Genomic DNA, 21,752 nt, shown 5'->3' with positions numbered 1-21,752 from the left:
CTGCCGGAGTCCGATATGACCGACATCTCGACCGACACACGCCCCGCCCGTATCACCACCCGGATCGAGGATCGCATCGGCTGGCTGGAGGTCGACAACCTCGCCCGGCGCAATGCCCTCACGCTCACCATGTGGCAGGCGATTCCCCAGGCGGTGGCGGAGCTTTCGAGCGACCCGCGCGTGCGCGTCATCGTCCTGCGCGGAGCTGGCAACGAGACCTTTATCGCCGGCGCCGACATTTCCGAGTTCGCCACGTTGCGCAAGGATGCCGCCTCCGCACGCGCCTATGAGGTCTCCAACGCTGAGGCGTTCGACGCGTTGCGCAACGCGGCCTTGCCGACCCTCGCGATGATCCGCGGCTTCTGCCTCGGTGGCGGCTTCGGACTTGCGGCAGCCTGTGACCTGCGCATCGCCGCGGATGGCTCCAGTTTCGGCATCCCGGCCGCCCGTCTGGGCGTCGGATATCCTCCGACCGCGATCGCCGACGTCGTGCGCCTCATCGGACCGGCGCGCGCCAAACTGCTTTTCTTCACGGCCCGGCGCATCGGCACGGCCGAGGCCGAACGCTTCGGCTTTCTCGATCTTGTCGCCGCGCCGGAAACGCTGGAGACGGAGACCAGGCGTCTTGCCAGCGAGATCGCCAGCGGCGCACCTCTCACCCTGCGCGCCGCCAAGGCCGGCATCGATGCCCTCACCGCCCGCCTGTCGGCAGAAGATCGCGACGCCTGCCAGACCCTTGCCGACGCCTGTTTCGACAGCCGCGATTTCGCCGAGGGCCGCACAGCCTTCATGGAAAAACGCGCCCCCGACTTCACCGGCAGTTAACCTCGCTCGACGATACCTGTCGCTACTCGCGGCAAGCCGGCCCCGTCCCTACCCGTCGTGGCAGGCCGATCGCGCCAGGCGGCTGACGTAGAGTCATTTTGTTAACCGACTCCTTGCAGCGTCGAATGTACGGCATCGGTCAGGACAACGCCGATGCGGACATGCCGAGGCGTGCTCTTGACGCCGGGAATCGGGAATGATTCCCTGACGCCCGCATCGTGTTGATTCTGTCTGTGAGGATCCTGAATCAGATCCTGAGCACAGGCTAATGCACCACTTTAAGTTCCAGAAAAATACCCCGCATAAACAGAGGCTTGAAGCAAGGTCTTCACCTAATGCATTACTGTGCGCGCAGTTCCACATTAACTATCAGTTAACCATATAAGTAATTGATTTATCTATCTAAAAAATGAACACCATCATGCGGCCGCGAACGCGCAGCTCTCGCCGAAAAGTGGTGTGAAAACGGGTCCGGCCACCCGGGAGCAGGGTCCATGCGCGCTGCGAGCCAAGGCGGAAGGCCTTGCTGGCACCACATGATCAGCGGTTCTGAAAACACGCCGCAAGCCGGCAAGACGTGCCGTTCAGGCGGCCTTGAGCCGCTCGAGAAACGTCACCACCGCGCCGGCAAAGGCGTCGTTGCGGTCGCCGGCGACCATGTGGCCGGCATCCGCCACATCCGCATACTCGGCATGCGGCACCAGGGTCAGGAACTCGTCGACATGGCTCTGGGTCACCAGTTCGGAGCGCGCGCCGCGCACCAGCAGCACCGGCACCTTGAGCGATTGCGCGGCCCGCACCAGCTCGCCCTCGACCCTCTCCTCGATGCCGTCGCTGGGATCGAGCGGCCGGCCGCGCCGGTGCCCGAGGAAGCGCGGGTCCCAATGCCAGCGGTAGCGGCCGTCGTCATGCAGGCGCAGGTTCTTGGCGAGCCCGTCGAGCCGCTCGGGACGCTTGCGATGGGGCAGGTAGCGGGCGATCGCGTCGGCCGCCTCCTCCACAGTGGCAAACCCGGCCTCGGCCCTGTCTGCCATGAAGGAGATGACCTTGTTCACCCCGGCGGGATCCATGCGCGGCGTCACGTCGACAAGCACCAGCGCCGACAGCGTACCGGGCCGCAACTGCCCTTCGGCCAGAAGACTGGCAATGCCGCCAAGCGAGGCGCCAATGCCAACGGGCCGCACGCCCGAGCGTCCGGCGATCTGGTCTGACACCGCCACCACGTCGCGGGCGAAATCCCGAAACTCGTAAGCACCGCTCGCGATCCAGTCGCTGCCGCCATGGCCGCGTTGGTCGAGACACCATGCCGATAGCCCGCGCGCCGCGAGCCGTGCGCCTGTTGCCTCCCAGGCATGGCGTGTCTGGCCGCCGCCATGCAGCAGCAGCACGGAGCGGCTGCCCGCGCCGTGGACGTCGGCAACGAGATCGTTGCCGTCAGCTCCTGTCAGAGTGAGGGTCCTGGCGTTCACGCGATCCCCTCCCGCGCCAGGCTCTCCAGGAAACCGGTGACGCCGGCCTTGTAGACCTTGTCGCCTACGGCGACCATGTGGTCGCGGCCGGGGATCTCCAGCACCTTCGCGCGCGGCATCAGTCGGGCAAGCCTCTCCGGCGAGCCGGCGATCTCATCCTTCGTGCCGACCGCAACCAGCACCGGCTGGGTGATCCGCGAGACCTGCTCCTCGCTGATCTTCTGCCGCGAGGACCGCATGCAGGCGGCAAGCGCCAACCGGTCGGAATTGGTCTGCTCGGCAAAGGCGCGGAAGGCGCGGGCCGCCCGGTCGGTGACGTCGGAGAGCTTTGCCGCTTCCAGCCCGGCGGCAATCGGTTCGGGATCGCCAACACCGGTGATCATGCCATAGCCAAGCCCTCCGAAGACGGCGCTGCGCACCCGTTGCGGATGGTCGAGCGTCAGGAAGGCGGAGATCCGCGCGCCCATCGAATAGCCCATCACGTCGGTCCGCTCGATGCCCAGGTGGTCGAGCAGACGCCTTGCATCCTCCGCCATTGTCGGGGCGCCATAATCTTCCGGATCATGGCTGCCGTCGCTCTCGCCATGGCCGCGATTGTCGATGGCGATCACCCGGCGACCGGCTTCCGTCAACAGCTTCACCCAACCGGGATAGACCCAGTTCACGTGCTTGTTGGACGCAAAGCCGTGGATGAGCAGGATCGGCTCCCCCCGTCCCTCGTCCAGATAGGCGATGCGCAGGCCGGCGGAATCGAAATGGGGCATTGAGGGCCTTTACCTTGACGTAAACGTAAAAAGATGACCCTTACGATAATGCGCGACTGTGCGGATGAAAAGCCCGCAGCCCGCATGGCGGCTCGCATGAGCGCCGCCACCCCGCCTGCCACCTGTTGCCGCAGATGTGGCCAAACCGCCACTTCCCCCTGTTCAAACAGCTCCTTCCTGCGTATGGTCCGGCAAATTCTGCAGACCCTGCTGAACGACGGATGGATGCGATGGCGCATGCTGTAATCCCCCATTTCCAGAATGATCGCGGCCTGGAGTCGATCGAGATCGGCGCGAAGGAGTTCCAGTGCGTGGGCGCCCGCCCGCCCTTCGACCACCCGCACGTCTTCCTGGACATGGGCGACGACAACGAGATCATCTGCCCCTATTGCTCGACGCTCTACCGCTACAATCCGGCGCTTGACGTCCATCAGGCGGACCCGGCCGACTGCATCTGGACGCCTGAAGCCGCCTGACCGGCGCTCACGCAAGGCCCGCGCATGGCGCAATCCCGATCCGACGCAAACCGCATCTTCATCGCCGGTGCAGGGATCGGCGGGCTCACCGCCGCGCTCTGTCTGTCGCGCCGGTCGCGTCCAGTCACAGTGATCGAACAGGCGAGCGAGCTTCGTCCGGTCGGCTCCGGTCTGCAACTCTCCCCCAACACCATGCAGGTGATGCGCGAACTGGGTCTTGAGGACGCGCTGCTGCCGCATGTGGTCGCGCCGCGCGCCATCCAGGTGATGACCGCGCACAGCGAGGATCCGGTCGCCGAGATTCCCCTCGGCGCCACGGCCGAGAAGCGCTATGGCGCCCCCTATCTCGTCATTCACAGGGCGGACTTGCAGGCGGTGCTGCTGCAGGCGGCACGCGCCTCCGCCGGCATCACCCTGCGTCTCGGCACGCGCTTGCGCGACGCCGCACAGAATGCCGACCGTATCAAGCTGGAATTCGAGCGGGCCGGAGACGATGCCGATCCGCAGGCCCCGCTCGACCATGACACCGGCGCGGCCCTGATCGGCGCCGACGGTGTCTGGTCGACGGTGCGCCGCCGGATCATGGGCCTGCGGGGCGCCGCCTTTTCGGGGCGCACCGCCTATCGCGCAGTCATACCCGTGAGCGAGGTGCCGCAACGCTGGCGCAATGTCACCGGCCTGTGGCTCGGTCCCCGCGCCCATATCGTCCACTATCCGCTCGCCGGCGGCGAACAATTCAACCTCGTGGCGTTGGTCGAAGAGGACTGGCAGGAAGAGGTCTGGTCCGCCCAGGCCGACCGCGACGCGCTGCTCTCGCGCTTTCGTGACTGGCCGCGCGGCTGCCGGGAGTTGCTGTCCCTCCCCTCCTCCTGGCTGAAATGGGCGCTCTGTTCGATGGACCCCGGCACCAGTTGGGTCGACGGCCGCTTCGCCCTGCTCGGCGATGCCGCCCATGCCATGCTGCCCTTCGCCGCGCAGGGGGCGGCCATGGCCATCGAGGACGCCGACGCGCTTGCCCGCCATCTGTCCGAAGGCATGGACGACGTACCCCGGGCCCTACGTGCCTACGAGGCGGAGCGGCAGGACCGGGCCGAGCGCGTCATGCGCCTGTCGCGCGCCAACGACCGCATCTATCACATGCGCCGCCCGCTTTCCCTCGCCCGCGATGCGGTGATGCGCGCCTTGCCCTCGGAACGTCTTCTCGCGCGGCTCGATTGGCTATATGGATGGCGACCTCCCGGCGCCTGATGGCGTCTGCGAGCGCCTCCCGCGGCGGCTGAGGGCGGGGAACAACGGGAATGAACGGGCATGACGGCTGACCAGGATATCGTGACCGCGGGCTTCCTCGTCATCGGCGACGAGATCCTGTCGGGCCGCACCAAGGACAAGAACATCGGTTACCTGGCCGAATACCTCACCGCGATCGGCATTGACCTGGCCGAGGTGCGCGTGGTGCCGGATGTGGAAGATCGCATCGTCGAGGCGGTCCGCGAACTCAGCGCCCGCTACACCTATGTCTTCACCTCCGGCGGCATCGGCCCGACTCATGACGACATCACCGCCGATTCGATGGCAAAGGCCTTCGGCGTGCCGATCGGCCACGATCCCCGCGCAGTGGAGATCCTGCGCAACTTCTATCCCGAGGGCCAACTCACCGAGGCGCGTCTGCGCATGGCGCGGATCCCGGAAGGCGCGGAACTGATCGAGAATCCGGTTTCGAAGGCTCCGGGTTTTCGCATCGGCAATGTCCATGTCATGGCCGGTGTTCCGGCGATCATGCAGGCCATGCTGGACGCCGTCGCCCCGACGCTGAAGACCGGCCTGCGCATGCTCTCGGAGGCCGTCGATGCCGACCTTCCGGAAAGTCGCATCGCCGCCGCCCTGCGCGAGATCCAGGACGCTCATCCGGGCGTCATGATCGGCTCCTATCCGCGCTCGGTCGACGGACGCTTCTCCACCCAGATCGTCGTCCGCTCGCGCGATGCCGGGTTGATGCGGCAGGCCTGCGACGCAGTGCGCACTGCCGTCGCGGCTGCGGCCCGCTGAGCAGAATCATCCCTTGCCAGAACGACAGGACTTGACCCGCATGGAAAACCCGCAAGCCCCCAAAGCCTTTCCCGTCTCCTGGGATCAGTTCCACCGCGACTGCCGCGCGCTCGCATGGCGCCTGTCGGGACAGGGCAAATGGGAAGCAATCGTCTGCATCACCCGCGGCGGCCTGGTTCCCGCGGCCATCGTCGCCCGCGAGCTCGGCATTCGCCTTATCGAGACGGTCTGCGTCGCATCCTATCACGACTATGAGAACCAGGGCGAGTTGCAGGTCCTGAAGACCATCGACAAGCGGGTGATCGATCTCAACGGCGGCAAGGGCTCCGGCGTCCTGGTCATCGACGACCTTGTCGACACCGGAAAGACCGCGCGCGTCGTTCGCGACATGTTGCCCGATGCCCATTTCGCAACCGTCTATGCCAAACCGATGGGGCGTCCGCTGGTCGACACCTTCGTGACGGAGGTGTCGCAGGACACCTGGATCTACTTCCCCTGGGACATGGGCTGGCAGTTCCAGCCGCCGATCGCCACCCACAGCCAAGGCTGAGCGCGGTCGCGTTTCGCCGGCCTTGAGCCTCCCGACAGGCGCAGGGCAGCCTTGCACTCGCGGGAAAGTTATTGCCGTGCCCATATTTCGGCGCAATTTCTGAGCCTATAACCGCGTCATGACACACGAGATTCTCCCGCGCTCCGGAAGCGGCTCCGCCTCCGGCAACACCCTCATGACGCGCCGCGCCGCCCTCGTTGGCCTCGGCGCGATGGCGCTCGCCGGCTGCCAGACCACCGGCAGCAACCCTCGCCTGCAGGCGGCCTCGTCGGCGCCCCCGGCGCCGGTGATCGATCCCTATTACCTGCAGATGTATGCGGCGATGCCACAGGAGAGGTTCCCGTTGCCGGCCGTCGACCTGCGGCGTGTGGATCCGATGTATTTCCGCCAGGTGGTGTCCTACCCGACGCGGGAGCGTCCCGGCACACTGGTCGTCGACACGCCGAACCGCTTTCTCTATCTGGTGATGGAGAACGGGCAGGCGCTGCGCTATGGCGTGGGTATCGGCCGCGCCGGCTTCGACTGGGGCGGACGCGCGCGCATCGCCTACAAGCGCGCATGGCCGCGCTGGACCCCGCCGGCCGAGATGATCGCCCGCCAACCGGAACTCGAGCCCTATCGCAACGGCATGGAGCCGGGGCTGGACAATCCGCTGGGCGCCCGCGCGCTCTACATCTTCGAAGGCAATCGCGACACGATCTACCGGATCCACGGCACGATGGAGTACTGGACCATCGGCAAGGCGGTCTCTTCCGGTTGCGTGCGCCTGATCAACCAGGACGTCATCGATCTGGCCGCGCGAGTGCCCAACAACACGCCGATCGTGGTCCTGCAAGGCAACGAGGGCATTGCCTGAGCTACGCGAGCCTGACCGCTTCCTGAAATCCGGCGGCTCAAGCGGTCAGTGTCACAGGCCGCTCTGCCACGATTTCCTCGGGCGTGACGCGGCAGCCGATCGCATAGGCCTCAACTCCGCGTGCCTTCGCCGCCACAAAGGCCGCCGCATAGGCGGGATCGATATCGGCAGCGAAGGACAGGTGGTCGCAGTCCGGCCGTTGCACCAGATAGACCATCGCGGCGCGCGCTCCTTCCGCCACCATGTCCCCCATCTCGACAAGGTGCTTGGCGCCTCGCGCTGTCACCGAGTCCGGGAACTCGGCAAGGCCCGCCTGCCGCATCAGATGGACGTTCTTCACCTCGACATAGACAGGGCGCCCGTCTAAGCCCTCAAGCAGGATGTCGATGCGCGAGTTGCGACCGTATTTCACCTCGCGCCGCAAGCCGGAAAAGCCGGCCAGTTCGGGAATCAGCCGCGCCGTCAACGCCTCCTCGACCAGGCCGTTGGGATGAGCGGTGTTGATGCCGACCAGCGCGCCGTCCGCCTCGACGATCTCCCAGGAGTATTTCAGCTTGCGCGCCGGATTGTCGGACAGCGACAGGAAGACCCGCGCACCCGGTTCGCGCAGCCCCAGCATCGAGCCGGGATTGGCGCAATGCGCGGTCACCTCCTCGCCGCTGTCGAGGATCACATCGGCGAGAAAGCGCTTGTAGCGCTTGACCAGACGGCCGGACACAAGGGGGGAGGAAAAACGCAAGGGACCAACTCCAGCCGTTGAATGGGCTCAGCGCGACCAGAAATCCGGATCGAGCAGCACCAGCACCGTGAAAAGCTCCAGCCGGCCCATCAGCATGGCGAAGGACAGGATCCACTTGGCACCATCGGGCAGCGGCGCAAAGTTGCCCGACGGACCGATGACCGGACCAAGCCCCGGGCCGACATTGGACACCGCCGTCGCGGCCGCCGACAGCGCAGTCACCAGATCGAGCCCGAAACCGGACAGCGCCAGCGTGATCGTGCCGACCGAACCCATATAGACGACGAGGAAGGCCAGCACCGAGAAGGACAGCTCCGGCGTCAGTCGGGTGTTGGCATATTGCTCGGACATCACGCGGTTCGGCCGGATCATTCGCCGCAGATGGGCCCGCACCGTGCCGAAGAACACCAGAAACCGGAATATCTTGATACCGCCCGAAGTGGAGCCGGTGCAGCCGCCGACAAAGGTCAGCAGCAGGGCAAGACCGACAATGGGCGGCCCCCACAGACTGTAGTCGCCCATGGCAAAGCCTGTCGTGGTGATGATCGAGACGATGTTGAAGGTCGAGGCCAGCAAGGCTTCGGAGAAACTCATCTCCAGCACCGCCCCGAGATACACGGTCACTGTCAGCGAGGCCAGCACCACGAGCCCGAGCAGAGCGCGCACCTGCGGATCGTTCCACAGCAACAACGGCCGGCCGCGCAGCGCCTGGATGACCAGGACGAAGGGCATGGCCCCGATCAGCATGAAGACCACCGCGATCCAGCCCGCGGCCGGGTTGGTGAAAAAGGCGAAGGACGCGTCGTGCGTGGAGTAGCCTCCAGTGGCGATCGTCGTCATCCCGTGATTGATCGCGTCGAAAACGGTCATGCCGGCGACCAGGAACGCAAGGACGCAGACGAAGGTCAGGAACAGATAGGTGATGCCGAGCAGGCGGATCAGTTCCACCGAGCGGGCAACGATCTTCTCGCTGCGATCGGAACTCTCGCTCTGGAACAGTTGCATGCCGCCGATGCGCAGGAACGGCAGCAGCACGATGGCCATGACGACGATGCCGATCCCGCCCATCCATTGCATCAGCGACCGCCAGACCAGAAGACCCGGCGGCAGCCCGTCGAGACCGGACAGCACCGTCGCCCCGGTCGTCGTGAAGCCGGACACCGCCTCGAACACCGCATCGGCATAGCCGACGCCGAGCCAGAGGAACGGCAGCGCGCCGAAAGCCGGCAGCGTCACCCAGGACAGCGTCGTCAGGATGAAGGTCTGGCGGATGTCGAGCCCCTCGCTCAACGCCCCGCCGACGGCCACCGACAGCAGCAGGCCGATCAGTCCGGTGATCAGCGCCGACATGACGAAGGCCTGCCAGTCGGCGTTGCGCGCGGCGACGTCGACCATTGCCGGGATCAGCATGGCCGTCGCCAGGCCCACATAGAGGAAGCCGAGGACGTTGAGCACGGGGCGCAGCGAAATCACGGATCGGCGTCTTTCGTCGTCTGGCGTCGTCTGGGACCCGCGATGGTCGTCCCGCTTTGCGGTGCGTGGCGGCAATCCTTGGTACGGACGGCGGGACTCGAACCCGCATGGCCGAGGCCGAGGGATTTTAAGTCCCTTGTGTCTACCGGTTCCACCACGTCCGCGCCCGCTTTGGGTACAAGCACCTTGGAAGCGGCGCAAGAGGGAAGACCGGCGGCCCGCTCCGCGCATCGCGCAGCTCCCTGGCCAAACCTTGCGGCGAAAGCGGATTGCGCCCCGCGCCCCCGCGTTTTAAGGCTAGTTGGAAATCCTGTCGGCGCACATCCCGCCCCCGGCGCCTCGGCCCGCGTGCCTTCCGCACCAGCGTGGCAGCCGCCGTTCCGGCGGCGGGCGGGCGATCCGCCGCACGAACAATCCGGACGAGCATCCCGCATGGTCACCTATATCGACGCCGCTACCGCCCCTTTGAAGAATACCGGCCAGATTCGCCTCTACGGGCCGGAGGACTTTGCCGCCATGCACAAGGCCGGACAGCTTACCGCCCGCTGCCTCGACGCGCTGGTCGAAAAGATCGTGCCCGGCATCACCACCCAGGAGATCGACGACTTCGTCTACAGCTTCGGCATCGACAATGGCGCCCTGCCGGCGACGCTGAACTATCGCGGCTACACGAAGTCGACCTGCACCTCCATCAATCATGTCGTCTGCCACGGCATCCCCAACGACAAGCCGCTGAAGGAAGGCGACATCGTCAACATCGACGTAACCTATATCGTCGACGGCTGGCACGGCGATTCCAGCCGCATGTATGCGGTCGGCAAGCTGAAGCGGGCGGCCGAACGACTGGTCGAGGTCACCTACGAGGCGCTGTTGCGGGGCATCGAGGCGGCGCGCCCCGGCCGGACCACCGGCGATATCGGCCATGCCATCCAGAGCTTCGTCGAGGCGGAGCGCTGCTCGGTCGTGCGCGACTTCTGCGGCCATGGGGTCGGCCGGCTGTTCCACGACATGCCGAACATCCTGCACTATGGCCGACCGGGCGAAGGCATCGAACTGAAGCCGGGCATGATCTTCACCATCGAGCCGATGGTCAATCTCGGCCGGCCGCATGTGAAGGTGCTGAGCGATGGCTGGACCGCCGTCACCCGCGACCGCTCGCTGTCTGCCCAGTTCGAGCACTCGGTCGGCATCACCGCGACGGGCTGCGAGATCTTCACCCTGTCGCCAGCCGGCCTCGACAATCCACTGGCTTTCGATCGCTCCTGACGCGGCATCACGGGAGGAGGCGGCATGAGCGGCACGGACGACGGCTTCTCCGACGCTGGCATCTCTCCGCATTTTCACGGCCACCGCGACCGGCTGCGCCAGCGCTTCCGCGAAGGCGGCCATGCCGCGCTTCAGGACTATGAGTTGCTGGAACTGTTGCTCTTCTCGCCGATCCGCCGGGCCGATACCAAGCCGGTCGCCAAGGCGTTGATCGACCGTTTCGGCTCGTTCGCCGAGGTGCTCGCGGCTCCGCCCGCCCTTCTCAAGGAAGTGCGCGGCGTCGGCGACCGGGTGGTCGACGAGTTGAAGCTCGCCCATGCGGTGGCCGAGCGCTTCCTGCGCGGCCGGGTTCGCGAGCGCACCCTGCTCTCCTCCTGGTCGCAGGTGATCGACTATGTCCGCACCGCCATGGCCTTCTCCGACCGCGAGGAATTCCGCATCCTCTTCCTCGACAAGAAGAACGCACTGATCGCCGACGAGGTGCAGCAGCGCGGCACCGTCGATCATACGCCCGTCTATCCGCGCGAGGTGATGAAGCGGGCGCTGGAGCTTTCCGCCAGCGCCATCATTCTCGTGCACAATCACCCGTCCGGCGATCCGACGCCTTCGCGCGCCGACATCCAGATGACCAAGCAGATCTCCGAGATCGCCGGTACGCTCGGCATCGTCCTGCATGACCACATCATCGTCGGACGCGACGGTCATGCAAGCTTCAAGGGCCTGCAACTCCTCTAGGCCTAACCCCGGCTGGGCCGAAAACACCCGCTGTTTCAAGGGCGTGCGCCTGCCATTGAGGCAGCGTGGCCGAAGTTGAAGCTTGATCGCTCGCAGGTGGCGGCGTAGCGTTCCCTTGGTCGAGACGGTGAGGCAGGGCTCACCCGACACAGGAGGCCCGGCCACGTCTGTGCGCCCGGGAGGAGGGCTTGATCAACCTTACCTTTCTGGAGACGTTCGTCTGGGTGGCGCGGCTGAAGAGTTTCACGCTGGCCGCCGAACGGCTGAATGCCACGCAAGCGGCGGTCTCCTCACGCATCGCCGCGCTGGAAGCGGAACTCGGCGTAAAACTCTTCGTCCGGGAACACCGGCGCCTGTCGCTGACGCCGCAGGGAGTCGAAGCCCTGGCCCGCGCCGAACCGCTGCTGAGAAACGCCCGCGTCTTCGTCGACGAGGTCAGTGGCACTCAGGGCATCCGGGGAACCTTGCGGATCGGCGTGATCGACACGATCACCTACACCTGGCTGATCGACCTGATCCGCGCCGCCAAGGACACCTATCCCGACCTTACCCTGGAGTTTTCCGCGGAAACGAGCCTCAAGCTGGTGGAACTGCTGCGCGCCGGAGAGATCGATCTGGCACTTATCATGGGACCGTTGCTCGAGCCCAGCTACGCCAATATCGAGCTCTGCACCTATTCCTGCCATTGGGTCGCCTCTCCCAACCTCCGTTTCCCGCCAGGGCCCGTCAGCCTGGAACGCCTCGCGGACTATCCAGTGATTTGCTTCCCCAAGAACAGCCAGCCGCACGCGCATATCACCCGCTTCTTCCAACAGAACGGGCTCGAGACCGCGCGTTTTTTCGCCGCCAACTCGCTCGCGACGATCATCCGCATGACCATCGACGGGATCGGTGTCGCCACCATCCCGCCGATCGTCGCCCCACGTGAACTTGCTCGCAAGGAACTGGTGCTGATCGAGGCCGAGCAACCCATCCCACCCATGCGCTTCCACGCCACCTGGTTCGACGGACCGGCGCGGCTCGTCCCGGCCACCATCGCGGAGCTCGCGCGGGACATCGCCCAGGATTTCGTGCAACGCGCCGACCCTGCTCTCGCCTGAGCGCGGTTCTCGCCACCTACGTCCCGTCTCGGCCGGACCGGCCAAGGCGATACGGTCTTCTCCAGGCGAGGCCCCACCATTAGCCTGCAAAAGAAATTCTTATGAAGATCCCAAAAATTTCCCGTTGGACACCGGATCGGGGAGGCTGAACCATGCTTGTCGGAAACAGTTCATGAAAGAGGCTGAACGTGAAAGTCGCCCTGATACAGATGAATTCCCAGTCCGACAAGCAGGCAAACATCGCCCAGGCTGAAGCGCTCGTCGCCGAGGCAGCGAAGGACGGGCCAGACCTTATCGTCCTTCCCGAATATTGGGCGATGCTGGGCGAAGGCCCCGAAGAATTCCACGCCAGCGCCGAGGAATTCCCGGACGGCGACGCCTATCGCGCGATGCAGGACATGGCACGCCGCCACGGCATCACGCTGCATGGCGGATCGATTGTCGAGAAGGCCGGAAACGCCCATCACAACACCACGCTGGTCTTCGCCCCCGATGGCAGCGAACTCGCGCGCTATCGCAAGATCCACCTGTTCGACGTCGACGTTCCCGGCGGCATGAGCTATCGCGAAAGTGCCACGATCGCGGCCGGCGACCAGGTCGTCACCTATGAGGTGAACGGCACCACCGTCGGCTGCGCGATCTGCTACGACATCCGCTTCCCCGAGCTGTTCCGCGCCCTGCGCGACAAGGGAGCGGAGGTGATCGTCCTGCCGGCCGCCTTCACCCTGATGACCGGCAAGGACCACTGGGAGGTTCTCGCCCGCGCCCGCGCCATCGAGACCGGAACCCATTTCCTCGCCGTCGGCCAGTTCGGCACGCATGCCGGCGGCAAGAAGGCCTGCTACGGCCATTCGATGCTGATCGATCCCTGGGGCCATGTGGTGGCACAGGTGGGCGACCATACCGGACATGTCACCGGCAGGATCGACGATGCCTACGCAGCGAAGGTGCGCGCGTCGATCCCCGTCCACAATCATCACGTCCTTTGAAGGAGCCGCGGCCATGTTCGACCTGCGCCCGATGCCCGACCAGATTGATCCCGCGCTGATCGCAAAACTCGAGAAGGTGGAAACCGCCACTGTCGGCCATGTGCTGCACAGCCAGTTCGCCGATATCGGCCTGCGTGCCGTCCTGCCCGAGAAGCGGGTGGCCGGAACGGCGGTGACCCTTCGTATTCCCGGCGCGGATTCCACTCTGCTGCATCATCTGATGTCGCTGGTCCGGCCGGGCGACTTCCTGGTGATCGACCGCTGCGGCGATTCCCATCACGCCTGCTGGGGCGGCGTCATCACCAACGCCGCAAAGCTCGGCGGTGTGGTCGGAGCCGTGATCGACGGTCCGGCGACAGACTTCAACGAGGTGCGCCGGGTCGGCATGCCGCTCTGGTGCCGGGGACCGTCTCCGATCACGACCAAGCTTCTCGGTCTTGAAGGTCTGCTCAACGGGCCCGTCTCGGTCGGCGGCGTCTCGGTCGAGCCGGGCGATGCGGTTCTCGCCGACGAAAGCGGCGTTCTGTTCCTGAAGCCCTGGCAGATCGAGGAGGTCGCCGACCGGGCGCTTGGCATGCAGGAGCGGGAGATCGAACTGCTCGCGCGGTTGGAGAAGGGAGAGCAACTGCCCGAGATTTCCGGGGCGAGCAAGCTGGTGATGAACAAGCTCAGAGCCTGAGACGGAGGCTGCACCGGTACTGGACTAGCGCAAACCAAAGACAAAACGGAGGGGTTTGATAATGTTGAGCTTCAGGATTTCTCTCGCCACTGCCGCGCTGGCGGCATTCGCTTTCGCCGGAAGCAGCACCGCGGCGGTCAGTGCCGAAGTCTGGCGCATGGCGCACAAGATGCCGGCCGAGTCGATCGAGGGCCAGATCTTCCAGGCGGTTGCCGATCGCATCGCCGCCAAGACCGACGGCAAGCTCACGGTCCAGGTCTATCCGGCCGAGCAGCTCGGCAAGGACGAGGCCATCCTTGAGCAGCTCCAACTCGGCACGGTTCACATCTATCCGGAAGGCTCGACCTATCTGCAGAAATGGGTTCCGGAGATCGCCTTCACCGGCTCTCCCTTCCTGTTCGAGAGCCGCGAGCACTGGTCCGCCTTCCAGGGCTCCGATCTCGTCAAGGGCTGGATGACCAAGGTCGAGGCCGAGGCGGGCGTCACCGTCATCGGCGACCCCACCAAGATGGTCCGCGGCCCCTATCGCGTCATGGTCACCAGCAAGCCCGTCACCACGCTCGACGACATCGCCGGCCTGAAGCTGCGCATGCATCCCGACGAGTTGGCGGCGGCCGCCTGGCGGCATCTCGGCGCCGAGGTCCGCACCCTCGCCTGGACGGAGACCTACGAGTCGATCGGACGCGGCATCGTCGAGGCGGTCAACAGTCCCATCGCTCTTGTCGAGTCGATGCGCTTTTACGAAGTCGCCCCGCACATCGTGCGCCATGACGAGTATCCGCAGGGGCTGGCCTTCATGACCAACGCCCGTGCCTGGAACGGGCTCGACGAGACCACGCGCGCGCAGATTCTGGAGGCCTATGACGAGGTCGCGGCAGAGTTCGCCGCCAAGACCGATGCCACCGCGAACGAGTCCCTCGCACGCATGGCGGAAAAAGGCGTGACCTTCACCGTCATGGATACGGGGCCGGTCGTCGCCAAGATGGCCGAGTTCTACACCGGCATGAATGTCGCCGGCACCTTGCCGGAAGGCCTTCTGGACGCGATCAACGCCACCCGGCCCTCGAACTGATGGTCTGGCGCGCCCTTGACGCCGGCCTTGGCTGGGCCGAGCGGCTCTTTCTGGCCGGCGCCAACGGCCTCCTGCTGACGATGTTGGCGATCAACCTCGCCAACATCCTGTCCCGGCTGATCTGGGACAAGGGAATCATCTGGGTCTTCCCGTGGACGGGCGTCCTCTTCGTCTGGGCGATCTTCCTGGCGTTCTTCGTGATCTTCCGCCGCGGACAGGACATCACCATCGATGTGGTGACCAGACGGCTGCCGGCCCGCCCCGCGGCGCTTGTCGCGATCCTTGTCGCGCTCCTCGTCATCGGGCTGATGCTGCTCGTCCTGCGGCAGGCACCGATACTGATCCCGCGCCAGGTCGGGCGGATCGACCTGGTCGGGTTCCAGCGCTACTGGCTGGCCGCCCCGCTTTGGGCGTCCTGCGCCCTGATCGTCCTGCAATACGTCCTGAACCTGCGCCTTGCGGTGATCGGCTTCATCGAGGGCCGCGATCCCCATGCGCTCGCGGAGGCACGCGAATGACGGCCGTCGTCCTTTTCGCCTTGTTCCTGGGGCTCGTCGCCCTGCGCACGCCGATCACCATGGCGATCGGCCTGGCTGTCGTCGCGGCGCTGGTGATGAGCGGCTTTTCGGACATCCTGTGGATCGTGCCGATGAAGGTGCTGGAGAGCGCGTCGAACACCTCACTTCTCGCCATCCCCTTCTTCGTCCTCGCCGGCAACCTGATGAATGCCATCGGGATCACCGAGAAGATCTTCAATCTCGCCAACGCGCTGGTGGGGCATTTCCGCGCCGGACTGGCACAGGTCAACGTGCTGGCTTCCGTCATGCTGGCCGGCGGCACGGGAGCAGCCGTTGCCGACATCGCCGGCCTTGGGGCGGTGGAGATCAAGGCGATGCGGGAGCGCGGCTATACCGCCTCCTTCTCTTCGGCGATCACCGTCGTCTCGGCGATCGTCGCCCCGTTCATTCCGCCCTCCGTGCCGCTCGTGGTCTATGCCTTCCTGTCCAACACCTCCGTCGCCCGCATGTTTCTGGCCGGCGTGGTCCCTGGGCTGCTGATCGCGGCCAGCCTGATGGCGTTCAATCGGGTTCTGGCGACACGGGTGGACTTCCCCCGGCAGCCGCGCGCCAGCGCCAGGGAGATCTGGAAACACACCATCGGCGGCACCTTTGCCCTGGTCGCACCGGCGATCATCATGGGCGGCATTCTCACCGGCACCACCACCGCGTCGGAGGCCGGGGTTCTCGCCTCCGCCTATGTCATTCTTCTCGGGGTATTTTTCCGCACGCTGACCTTCGCCGCCCTGTGGCGGGCGCTCACCGAAACCATCCTGATCACCTCGATGATCATGATCATCATCGGCTTTGCCGGCAGCATGGGCTGGCTTCTGGCGATCGAGCAGATCCCTCAGGATCTCGCCCGGTCCCTGCCCAACCTGATCGATTCCCGGCTGGTGTTCCTGCTGTCGATCATGGCCCTTGTCCTGATGCTCGGCTGCTTCATCGACGGAGTGACGATCAAGCTTCTGCTGGTGCCGATCCTGCTTCCCCTGGTCGATGCCTATGGGATCGACCGGGTGCATTTCGGCATCATCCTGCAGATGTCGCTGATCCTCGGCATCGCCACCCCGCCGCTCGGGATCGGCCTGTTCGTGGTGGCGCGCATCTCGGGGGCGCCGCTCGAAGACATCGTGCGCGCCACGCTGCCCTATTTCATTCCGCTGGTCAGCGCGTTGGCGATGCTGCTGCTGTTTCCGCAGATCTCCCTGTGGCTGCCGAACCTGGTGATGGGGGCCAACTGAGCGACCAGCCGCCCCCCCCCGTCCGGACGCAGTCACGCCAGCAGGATCATCAGCACGCCGGCCGTGATCACCACCATGCCGGCGATCTCGCGCGGCGTGTCCTTCTGCCGGAACAGGCGCAAGGAGACGATCTGGGCAAACACGATCTCGATCAGCGCCAATGCCCGCACAAGCGAGGCGCTTTGCAGGGAAAACGCCAGAAACCAGAACTGGGAAGCCAGCGCGCCGAAGAAACCTGCTGCGAGCGATGAGCGCCAGGCGGCAACGAGCTGGTGCAGGACCGCCCGGTCGAAGACGTACAGATAGAGGCTCACGACGCCTGTCTGCAGGGCGAGCGCGGTCACCAGCGTCGTCGACGCATTGATCAGGAAGTGGCCGTCGCCCAGCGCCAGGATGCCGCCCCGGTAGCAGACCGCCGAAACCGCGAACAGCGCGCCGGAACCGAGGCCAAAGGCCGTCGTCTGCAGCCAGCCATTGGTCCAGTGACCGCGTCCGGGCCAGGACAGCAGCACAACGCCGGCCGTCGCAACGAACACACCGGCCATGGCCACCGGCGTCGGCACTTCGCCCAGCAGCAGCACCGCGAAGCCAAGCACCAGCACCGGCTCGATCTTGGTATAGGTGATCGCCACGACGAAGGAGCGGGTTCTCATCGCCGCCAGCATCATCCCGGTGGCAAAGACCTGCGCCAGCGCCCCGGCCGCCGTCCAGGGCACCTGCGCCAACTCCGAGAACGGCGGCGCTTCGCCGGTGGCGAAGACGGCCATGGCAAGGAAGCCCGCCGCGAAGGGCAGTCCGTAGAAGAACCGGACCTGGGTCGCGCCGACGGTGCCGAGGGTGCCCGTCAGTTCCTTCTGCATGGAGTTGCGGACCGTTTGCGCGGCCGAGGCGATGAGGGTGAAGACAATCCAGAGCCAATCGGAGAACACGCCGTGATCTTCTTGCCGGAGGAGAGTGAGCGAGGGGCGAAACAGCTCCGCCCCCCGATTGAGACCTTTGAATGCGCTCAGGCAGCGCTGCTGGCAGGTTCCGCGCCCGCAAGAACCGGACGTTTAGCCCGCCATGGCGTGATCTGCTCGTAGGCGCTGCCGACGGACAAGACAAGACGGTCGTCGAACGGTTTGCCGACAAGTTGCAGCGACAAGGGCATGCCGGCCTTGGAAAAGCCGTTGCACACGCTCAAGGCCGGGTTGCCGGTGGTGTTGAACGGGGTCGTCAGGGACTTGTGCTTGAACAGCCAGGAATGCGGCGTGGCCTCCAGCCGCCCGGCCGGTTCCGCTGTCGGCATGGCGAGAATGTCGACCGTGTCGAAGACCGCCTGCGTCACGCGCGACAACTGGGTGCGCCAGCGCATCGCCTGCACATAGTCCTCCGCCCGGATCAGCGCGCCGCACTGGATGCGGTAGCGGAGGCTCTCGCCGAGCAGATGCGGCGTTTCCTTCAGCGTCTTGTGATGGATGGAATAGAGTTCGGCCATGGCGATCGTCTTCTTCGCATCCGCATAGCTCTCGAGGCTCGGCAGCTCGACCGGAACCACCCGCGCTCCGGCATCGACCATGGCCGAAAGGGCAGCATCGAATGCCTCTCGCACCTCGGCCGACGACGGCGCCTCCTCCTCGAACCAGCGATAGGGCACGCCGATGGTCAATCCGCTCAGCACCCGCTCGTCGAGTTGGGCAAGATCGCCCGCCACCGACACCTCGCCGCTTCCCGGATCGAGCGGGTCGTGACCCGCGATCACCGCGAGCATCATTGCCACGTCCTGCGAGGCCCAGGCCATCGGTCCGGCATGGTCATGGGTGAAACTGTTCGGCAGGACACCGGTCCGGCTCACCCGCCCGTAGGTCGGCTTCAGCCCGGCAATGCCGCAGACGGCAGCGGGCAGGCGGATCGAACCGCCCGTATCCGTCCCGATGCCCGTCGCCGCCATGCCGGCGGCAATCGCCGCGCCCGTGCCGGAACTCGACCCGGCCGGATGGTTATCCCGGTTCCAGGGGTTGCGCGCCGGCGGCGCCACCACGTCCCAGGACGGCCCGCCATGGGCAAACTCCCAGGTTGTCGCCTTGCCGAGAAGCACCGCGCCACCAGCGCGCAGACGCGCCTCCAGGGTCGCGTCCTTCGTCGGTATGTGCTGGGCCAGACTGCGCGACTGGCCGGTGGTCAGGATGCCCTCGGTCTCGACGATGTCCTTGAGGCAATAGGGAATGCCGTGCATCGGTCCCCGGTCGAGTCCCGCAGCGAATTCGCGTTCGGCGCGCCCGGCATCGGCCATGGCGCGCTCTATCGTCACGGTGATGTAGCTGTCGATGAGGTGATCGAGCGCCTCGATGCGATCAAGATAGGCGCGGGTCAGTTCCACCGGGGAGAGCTTGCCGCTGCGAAACAGCGCGGCCGCCTCGGATGCGGTTATGAAATGCAGGTCGGACATGGATGAATCCCCCTCGTCATGCGCTCGGAGCAAGGTCCGTTGTGTCAGAACTTGAGCGGTGAGTAGACATGCGCAGGCTCGTCAGCGAACCCGAAGTCGCGGTTGAGCCGGTCGAGCATCGCCTTGACGTGCTGATAGGCGTCAAACATCTCCTCGAACTGCTGGTCGCTCGGATCGAGGCCGGCATTGCGCACGAGAACCCGAAGGTCCTCACGGCTTACGATTGCGGTGTCGGCATCTGTCATCGTCTGAATCTCCTTTGGTGCCTCGGCGCCATCCCCGGCGGAGATGATCGCGCGTTTTGTACACAATACAGACAACCTGTCGCATCTTGCCGGAGCAGCCACAGCCGAGGGGAGAATGCCACCCCATGCTGCAATGCAAGATAGAAGGTGGGAAGAGTTGCGACACAAAAGCGTCAACTCACCGAAAAAACATAGATTAGCTCTGCGCTTAGGGCATGCCTGATTTTCTCGCAGGCGCACAATTGCTGCGGCGCAAATTCCCGCCACTCGCAACGCTCAATTTCTAAGCCCTTGAGATTCTGCGATCTTTCGTCGATTTAATGTGCACAATATTTCCTCAAACATAATTATTGTATTCAATTATCGCCGTTTCTAGGCTTGAGGCATGGGGTCACGCCGTCAGGCAGGCCGTTGCCCCCACCCATCAGAGCAGGGGAGTCCACTGTGCCAATCAATCCGAACAGAGCAGAACAGGCTGGGCCGCTCGCAAGCGCGACTACGCTCCTCCATCGCCTCGCCAGGACCAGCGCTCTTGCCGTCTTTCTGGCCACCGGAGCCATCCAGATCCTGCCGGCAGGCGCCGAAGAGAGCGTGTTGCGGGTTGCGATGACCGTCGCAGACGTCCCGCTGACCACAGGCCAGGCCAATCAGGGCGGCGAGGGAACCCGTTTCATCGGCCTCGCCCTCTATGACCCGCTCATCGCCTGGGACCTGTCCAAGGCCGACATGCCCTCGGTCCTGCGGCCGGGTCTCGCCACCGACTGGTCGGTCGACGAGGAGACGCAGACGATCTGGACCTTCAAGCTGCGCGAGGGCGTCACGTTCCACGACGGCTCGCCGTTTACCGCCGAGGCGGTGGTCTGGAACCTCGACAAGCTGATCAACAAGGACTCGCCGCAATACGACACCGCGCAGGCGGCACAGGCCTCGCAGTGGTTCGGTGCCATTGCCTCCTATGAGGTCCTCGACGATCTGACGGTCGCCATTCGCACCAAGGAGCCGGACGCGACCTTCCCCTACCAGATTTCCGGCATCGTCTACTCCAGCCCCGCGCAGTGGGAGGCGCTCGGCGGCGACTGGGGCAAGTTTGCCGAACAACCCTCCGGCACCGGCCCCTGGAAGCTGGAAAAGCTCGTCCCGCGCGAACGCGCCGAACTGGTCCGCAATGCGGACTACTGGGATCCCGAGCGGATAACCGCGTCCGACCGCATGATCCTCCTGTGCATGCCCGACACGTCCACCCGTGTCGCGGCTCTGCTGTCCGGTCAGGTCGACTTCATCGAGGCGCCCCCGCCCGATGCCGTGCCGCGGCTGCAGTCCTCCGGCATGCAGATCGTCACCAATGTCTACCCGCATATCTGGCCCTATCAGCTCAGCTATGAGGAAGGCTCTCCCTTCCGCGATCTGCGGGTCCGCAAGGCCGCCAACCTTGCCATCGATCGCGAGGGCCTCGCCCAGTTCCTCGGCGGGCTGGCGGTCCCGGCAAAGGGTCAGGTCAACGAGGGGCATCCCTGGTTCGGCAAGCCGACCTTCGAGATCGGCTACGATCCGCAGACCGCCAAGACCCTGCTTCAGGAGATCGGCCACGGCCCCGACAACCCGCTCCCGGTCAAGTTCCTGATCTCCACGGCCGGCTCCGGCCAGATGCAACCGCTGCCGATGAACGAGTTCATCGAGGAGAACCTCAACGCCGTCGGCTTCAAGGTCGAGTTCGAGGTCTTCGAATGGGAAGCCCTCAGGGCACGTCGGCGGGCCGGGGCCATGGCGCCGGAAAACGCCGGCGCCCATGGGCTCAACAATTCCTGGGCCTTCTGGGACCCCAACATCGCCCTGATCAAGACCTCCGGCAGCGATGAGACGCCTCCGGGCGGCTTCAACTGGGGCGGCTATTCCAACCCTGCCGCCGACGCGGTCATCGCTAAGGCCAAGGTCGCCTTCGACCCGAAGGAACAGGACGCGCTCCTGGCCGAGCTGCACCAGATCATCGTCGACGACGCGATGTGGATCTGGGTGGTGCACGACCTCAACCCGCGCGCGCTCGCTCCCAACGTCAAGGGGTTCGTCCAGGCCCAGAACTGGTTCCAGGACATGACGCCGGTCTACGTCGAGAAGTAGCGCCGTCCCCGGCCGGATCTCCGGTCGGGGAGCCAAGTCCTCCGGCCGGGAAACGCCCGGCCGGGCGGCCACGGCAACGACGTCCGTGTCCCTGTTCGCCGCCACGTCCGCCGCGCACCCCGCG

At 65.4% G+C, this 21,752-nt stretch carries 22 protein-coding genes and 1 tRNA gene; 15 read left to right on the top strand and 8 right to left on the bottom strand.

Annotated elements, in window-relative coordinates; all coding sequences use genetic code 11:
- Positions 1 to 15 precede the first annotated feature (15 nt).
- Positions 16 to 825, top strand: coding sequence for an enoyl-CoA hydratase (locus P2PM1_RS02450; RefSeq protein WP_186398011.1), 810 nt, complete (start codon positions 16 to 18; stop codon positions 823 to 825).
- Between the two features lie 584 nt (positions 826 to 1,409).
- Here the strand turns inward: P2PM1_RS02450 and P2PM1_RS02445 are convergent.
- Both P2PM1_RS02445 and P2PM1_RS02440 read right to left on the bottom strand, forming a co-directional pair.
- The gene (locus P2PM1_RS02445; RefSeq protein ID WP_186386403.1) at positions 1,410 to 2,294 is read right to left on the bottom strand and encodes an alpha/beta fold hydrolase; all 885 of its coding nucleotides are present in this window, start codon (positions 2,292 to 2,294) and stop codon (positions 1,410 to 1,412) included.
- Entirely contained in the window at positions 2,291 to 3,058 is a 768-nt protein-coding gene (locus P2PM1_RS02440; RefSeq protein WP_186398010.1) for an alpha/beta fold hydrolase, read from the bottom strand. The genes P2PM1_RS02445 and P2PM1_RS02440 overlap by 4 nt, the downstream gene beginning before the upstream one ends.
- Positions 3,059 to 3,288: 230 nt before the next feature.
- On the opposite strand from P2PM1_RS02440, the gene P2PM1_RS02435 reads away from it, so the two are divergent.
- The 5 genes from P2PM1_RS02435 to P2PM1_RS02415 all read left to right on the top strand — a co-directional run bounded on the left by P2PM1_RS02435 (position 3,289) and on the right by P2PM1_RS02415 (position 6,986).
- Positions 3,289 to 3,534 carry a zinc-finger domain-containing protein gene (locus tag P2PM1_RS02435; RefSeq protein ID WP_186386401.1) on the top strand — a complete coding sequence of 82 codons (246 nt, stop codon included), beginning with the start codon at positions 3,289 to 3,291 and terminating at the stop codon, positions 3,532 to 3,534.
- 24 nt (positions 3,535 to 3,558) lie between these two features.
- Entirely contained in the window at positions 3,559 to 4,782 is a 1,224-nt protein-coding gene (locus tag P2PM1_RS02430) for an FAD-dependent monooxygenase (RefSeq protein ID WP_186398009.1), read from the top strand.
- A gap of 60 nt (positions 4,783 to 4,842) precedes the next feature.
- The gene (locus tag P2PM1_RS02425; protein ID WP_186398008.1) at positions 4,843 to 5,580 is read left to right on the top strand and encodes a competence/damage-inducible protein A; all 738 of its coding nucleotides are present in this window, start codon (positions 4,843 to 4,845) and stop codon (positions 5,578 to 5,580) included.
- A gap of 40 nt (positions 5,581 to 5,620) precedes the next feature.
- Positions 5,621 to 6,130 (top strand): xanthine phosphoribosyltransferase, encoded by a 510-nt coding sequence (gene gpt / locus P2PM1_RS02420; protein WP_186386398.1) that lies wholly within the window; start codon positions 5,621 to 5,623, stop codon positions 6,128 to 6,130.
- 118 nt (positions 6,131 to 6,248) lie between these two features.
- Positions 6,249 to 6,986: a L,D-transpeptidase gene (locus P2PM1_RS02415; protein WP_208984801.1), complete on the top strand. Its 738-nt coding sequence runs from the start codon at positions 6,249 to 6,251 to the stop codon at positions 6,984 to 6,986.
- A gap of 37 nt (positions 6,987 to 7,023) precedes the next feature.
- Here the strand turns inward: P2PM1_RS02415 and sfsA are convergent, their stop codons facing one another.
- The 3 genes from sfsA to P2PM1_RS02400 form a co-directional block, all read right to left on the bottom strand.
- A complete protein-coding gene (gene sfsA, locus P2PM1_RS02410) occupies positions 7,024 to 7,725 on the bottom strand; it encodes a DNA/RNA nuclease SfsA (RefSeq protein WP_186398007.1) in 702 nt (233 codons plus the stop codon).
- Between the two features lie 27 nt (positions 7,726 to 7,752).
- Positions 7,753 to 9,198, bottom strand: a complete 1,446-nt coding sequence (locus P2PM1_RS02405) for a TrkH family potassium uptake protein (protein WP_244301385.1) — start codon at positions 9,196 to 9,198, stop codon at positions 7,753 to 7,755.
- A gap of 79 nt (positions 9,199 to 9,277) precedes the next feature.
- Positions 9,278 to 9,362, bottom strand: a tRNA-Leu gene (locus tag P2PM1_RS02400).
- A 268-nt stretch (positions 9,363 to 9,630) separates the two neighbouring features.
- On the opposite strand from P2PM1_RS02400, the gene map reads away from it, so the two are divergent.
- The 8 genes from map to P2PM1_RS02360 all read left to right on the top strand — a co-directional run bounded on the left by map (position 9,631) and on the right by P2PM1_RS02360 (position 16,840).
- Complete coding sequence (map, locus tag P2PM1_RS02395; protein ID WP_186398006.1) at positions 9,631 to 10,464, top strand: type I methionyl aminopeptidase; 834 nt, start codon at positions 9,631 to 9,633, stop codon at positions 10,462 to 10,464.
- A gap of 24 nt (positions 10,465 to 10,488) precedes the next feature.
- The gene (gene radC, locus P2PM1_RS02390) at positions 10,489 to 11,199 is read left to right on the top strand and encodes a DNA repair protein RadC (RefSeq protein WP_186386395.1); all 711 of its coding nucleotides are present in this window, start codon (positions 10,489 to 10,491) and stop codon (positions 11,197 to 11,199) included.
- Positions 11,200 to 11,387: 188 nt separating this feature from the next.
- Complete coding sequence (locus P2PM1_RS02385) at positions 11,388 to 12,299, top strand: LysR family transcriptional regulator (protein WP_186386394.1); 912 nt, start codon at positions 11,388 to 11,390, stop codon at positions 12,297 to 12,299.
- Between the two features lie 188 nt (positions 12,300 to 12,487).
- A complete protein-coding gene (locus P2PM1_RS02380) occupies positions 12,488 to 13,288 on the top strand; it encodes a carbon-nitrogen hydrolase family protein (RefSeq protein WP_186386393.1) in 801 nt (266 codons plus the stop codon).
- Positions 13,289 to 13,301: 13 nt separating this feature from the next.
- Positions 13,302 to 13,967, top strand: coding sequence for an RraA family protein (locus tag P2PM1_RS02375; protein WP_186386392.1), 666 nt, complete (start codon positions 13,302 to 13,304; stop codon positions 13,965 to 13,967).
- A gap of 61 nt (positions 13,968 to 14,028) precedes the next feature.
- Positions 14,029 to 15,039 carry a TRAP transporter substrate-binding protein gene (locus tag P2PM1_RS02370; RefSeq protein WP_186386391.1) on the top strand — a complete coding sequence of 337 codons (1,011 nt, stop codon included), beginning with the start codon at positions 14,029 to 14,031 and terminating at the stop codon, positions 15,037 to 15,039.
- Complete coding sequence (locus P2PM1_RS02365) at positions 15,039 to 15,557, top strand: TRAP transporter small permease (RefSeq protein ID WP_186386390.1); 519 nt, start codon at positions 15,039 to 15,041, stop codon at positions 15,555 to 15,557. The genes P2PM1_RS02370 and P2PM1_RS02365 overlap by 1 nt, the downstream gene beginning before the upstream one ends.
- Complete coding sequence (locus P2PM1_RS02360) at positions 15,554 to 16,840, top strand: TRAP transporter large permease (protein ID WP_186386389.1); 1,287 nt, start codon at positions 15,554 to 15,556, stop codon at positions 16,838 to 16,840. The genes P2PM1_RS02365 and P2PM1_RS02360 overlap by 4 nt, the downstream gene beginning before the upstream one ends.
- Positions 16,841 to 16,872: 32 nt before the next feature.
- On the opposite strand, the gene P2PM1_RS02355 is transcribed toward P2PM1_RS02360, so the two are convergent.
- The 3 genes from P2PM1_RS02355 to P2PM1_RS02345 all read right to left on the bottom strand — a co-directional run bounded on the left by P2PM1_RS02355 (position 16,873) and on the right by P2PM1_RS02345 (position 19,513).
- Positions 16,873 to 17,769, bottom strand: coding sequence for a DMT family transporter (locus P2PM1_RS02355; RefSeq protein ID WP_186386388.1), 897 nt, complete (start codon positions 17,767 to 17,769; stop codon positions 16,873 to 16,875).
- 77 nt (positions 17,770 to 17,846) lie between these two features.
- Positions 17,847 to 19,268: an amidase gene (locus tag P2PM1_RS02350; protein ID WP_186398005.1), complete on the bottom strand. Its 1,422-nt coding sequence runs from the start codon at positions 19,266 to 19,268 to the stop codon at positions 17,847 to 17,849.
- Positions 19,269 to 19,312: 44 nt separating this feature from the next.
- Complete coding sequence (locus tag P2PM1_RS02345) at positions 19,313 to 19,513, bottom strand: hypothetical protein (RefSeq protein ID WP_186386386.1); 201 nt, start codon at positions 19,511 to 19,513, stop codon at positions 19,313 to 19,315.
- 606 nt (positions 19,514 to 20,119) lie between these two features.
- Between P2PM1_RS02345 and P2PM1_RS02340 the strand changes: the two genes are divergently transcribed.
- Positions 20,120 to 21,628, top strand: coding sequence for an ABC transporter substrate-binding protein (locus tag P2PM1_RS02340; RefSeq protein ID WP_186398004.1), 1,509 nt, complete (start codon positions 20,120 to 20,122; stop codon positions 21,626 to 21,628).
- The last annotated feature ends 124 nt before the right edge of the window (positions 21,629 to 21,752 follow it).

The organism is Stappia sp. P2PMeth1, from assembly GCF_900185735.1.
Lineage (GTDB): Bacteria > Pseudomonadota > Alphaproteobacteria > Rhizobiales > Stappiaceae > Stappia.
This window is presented reverse-complemented; position numbering and strand designations above follow the sequence as displayed.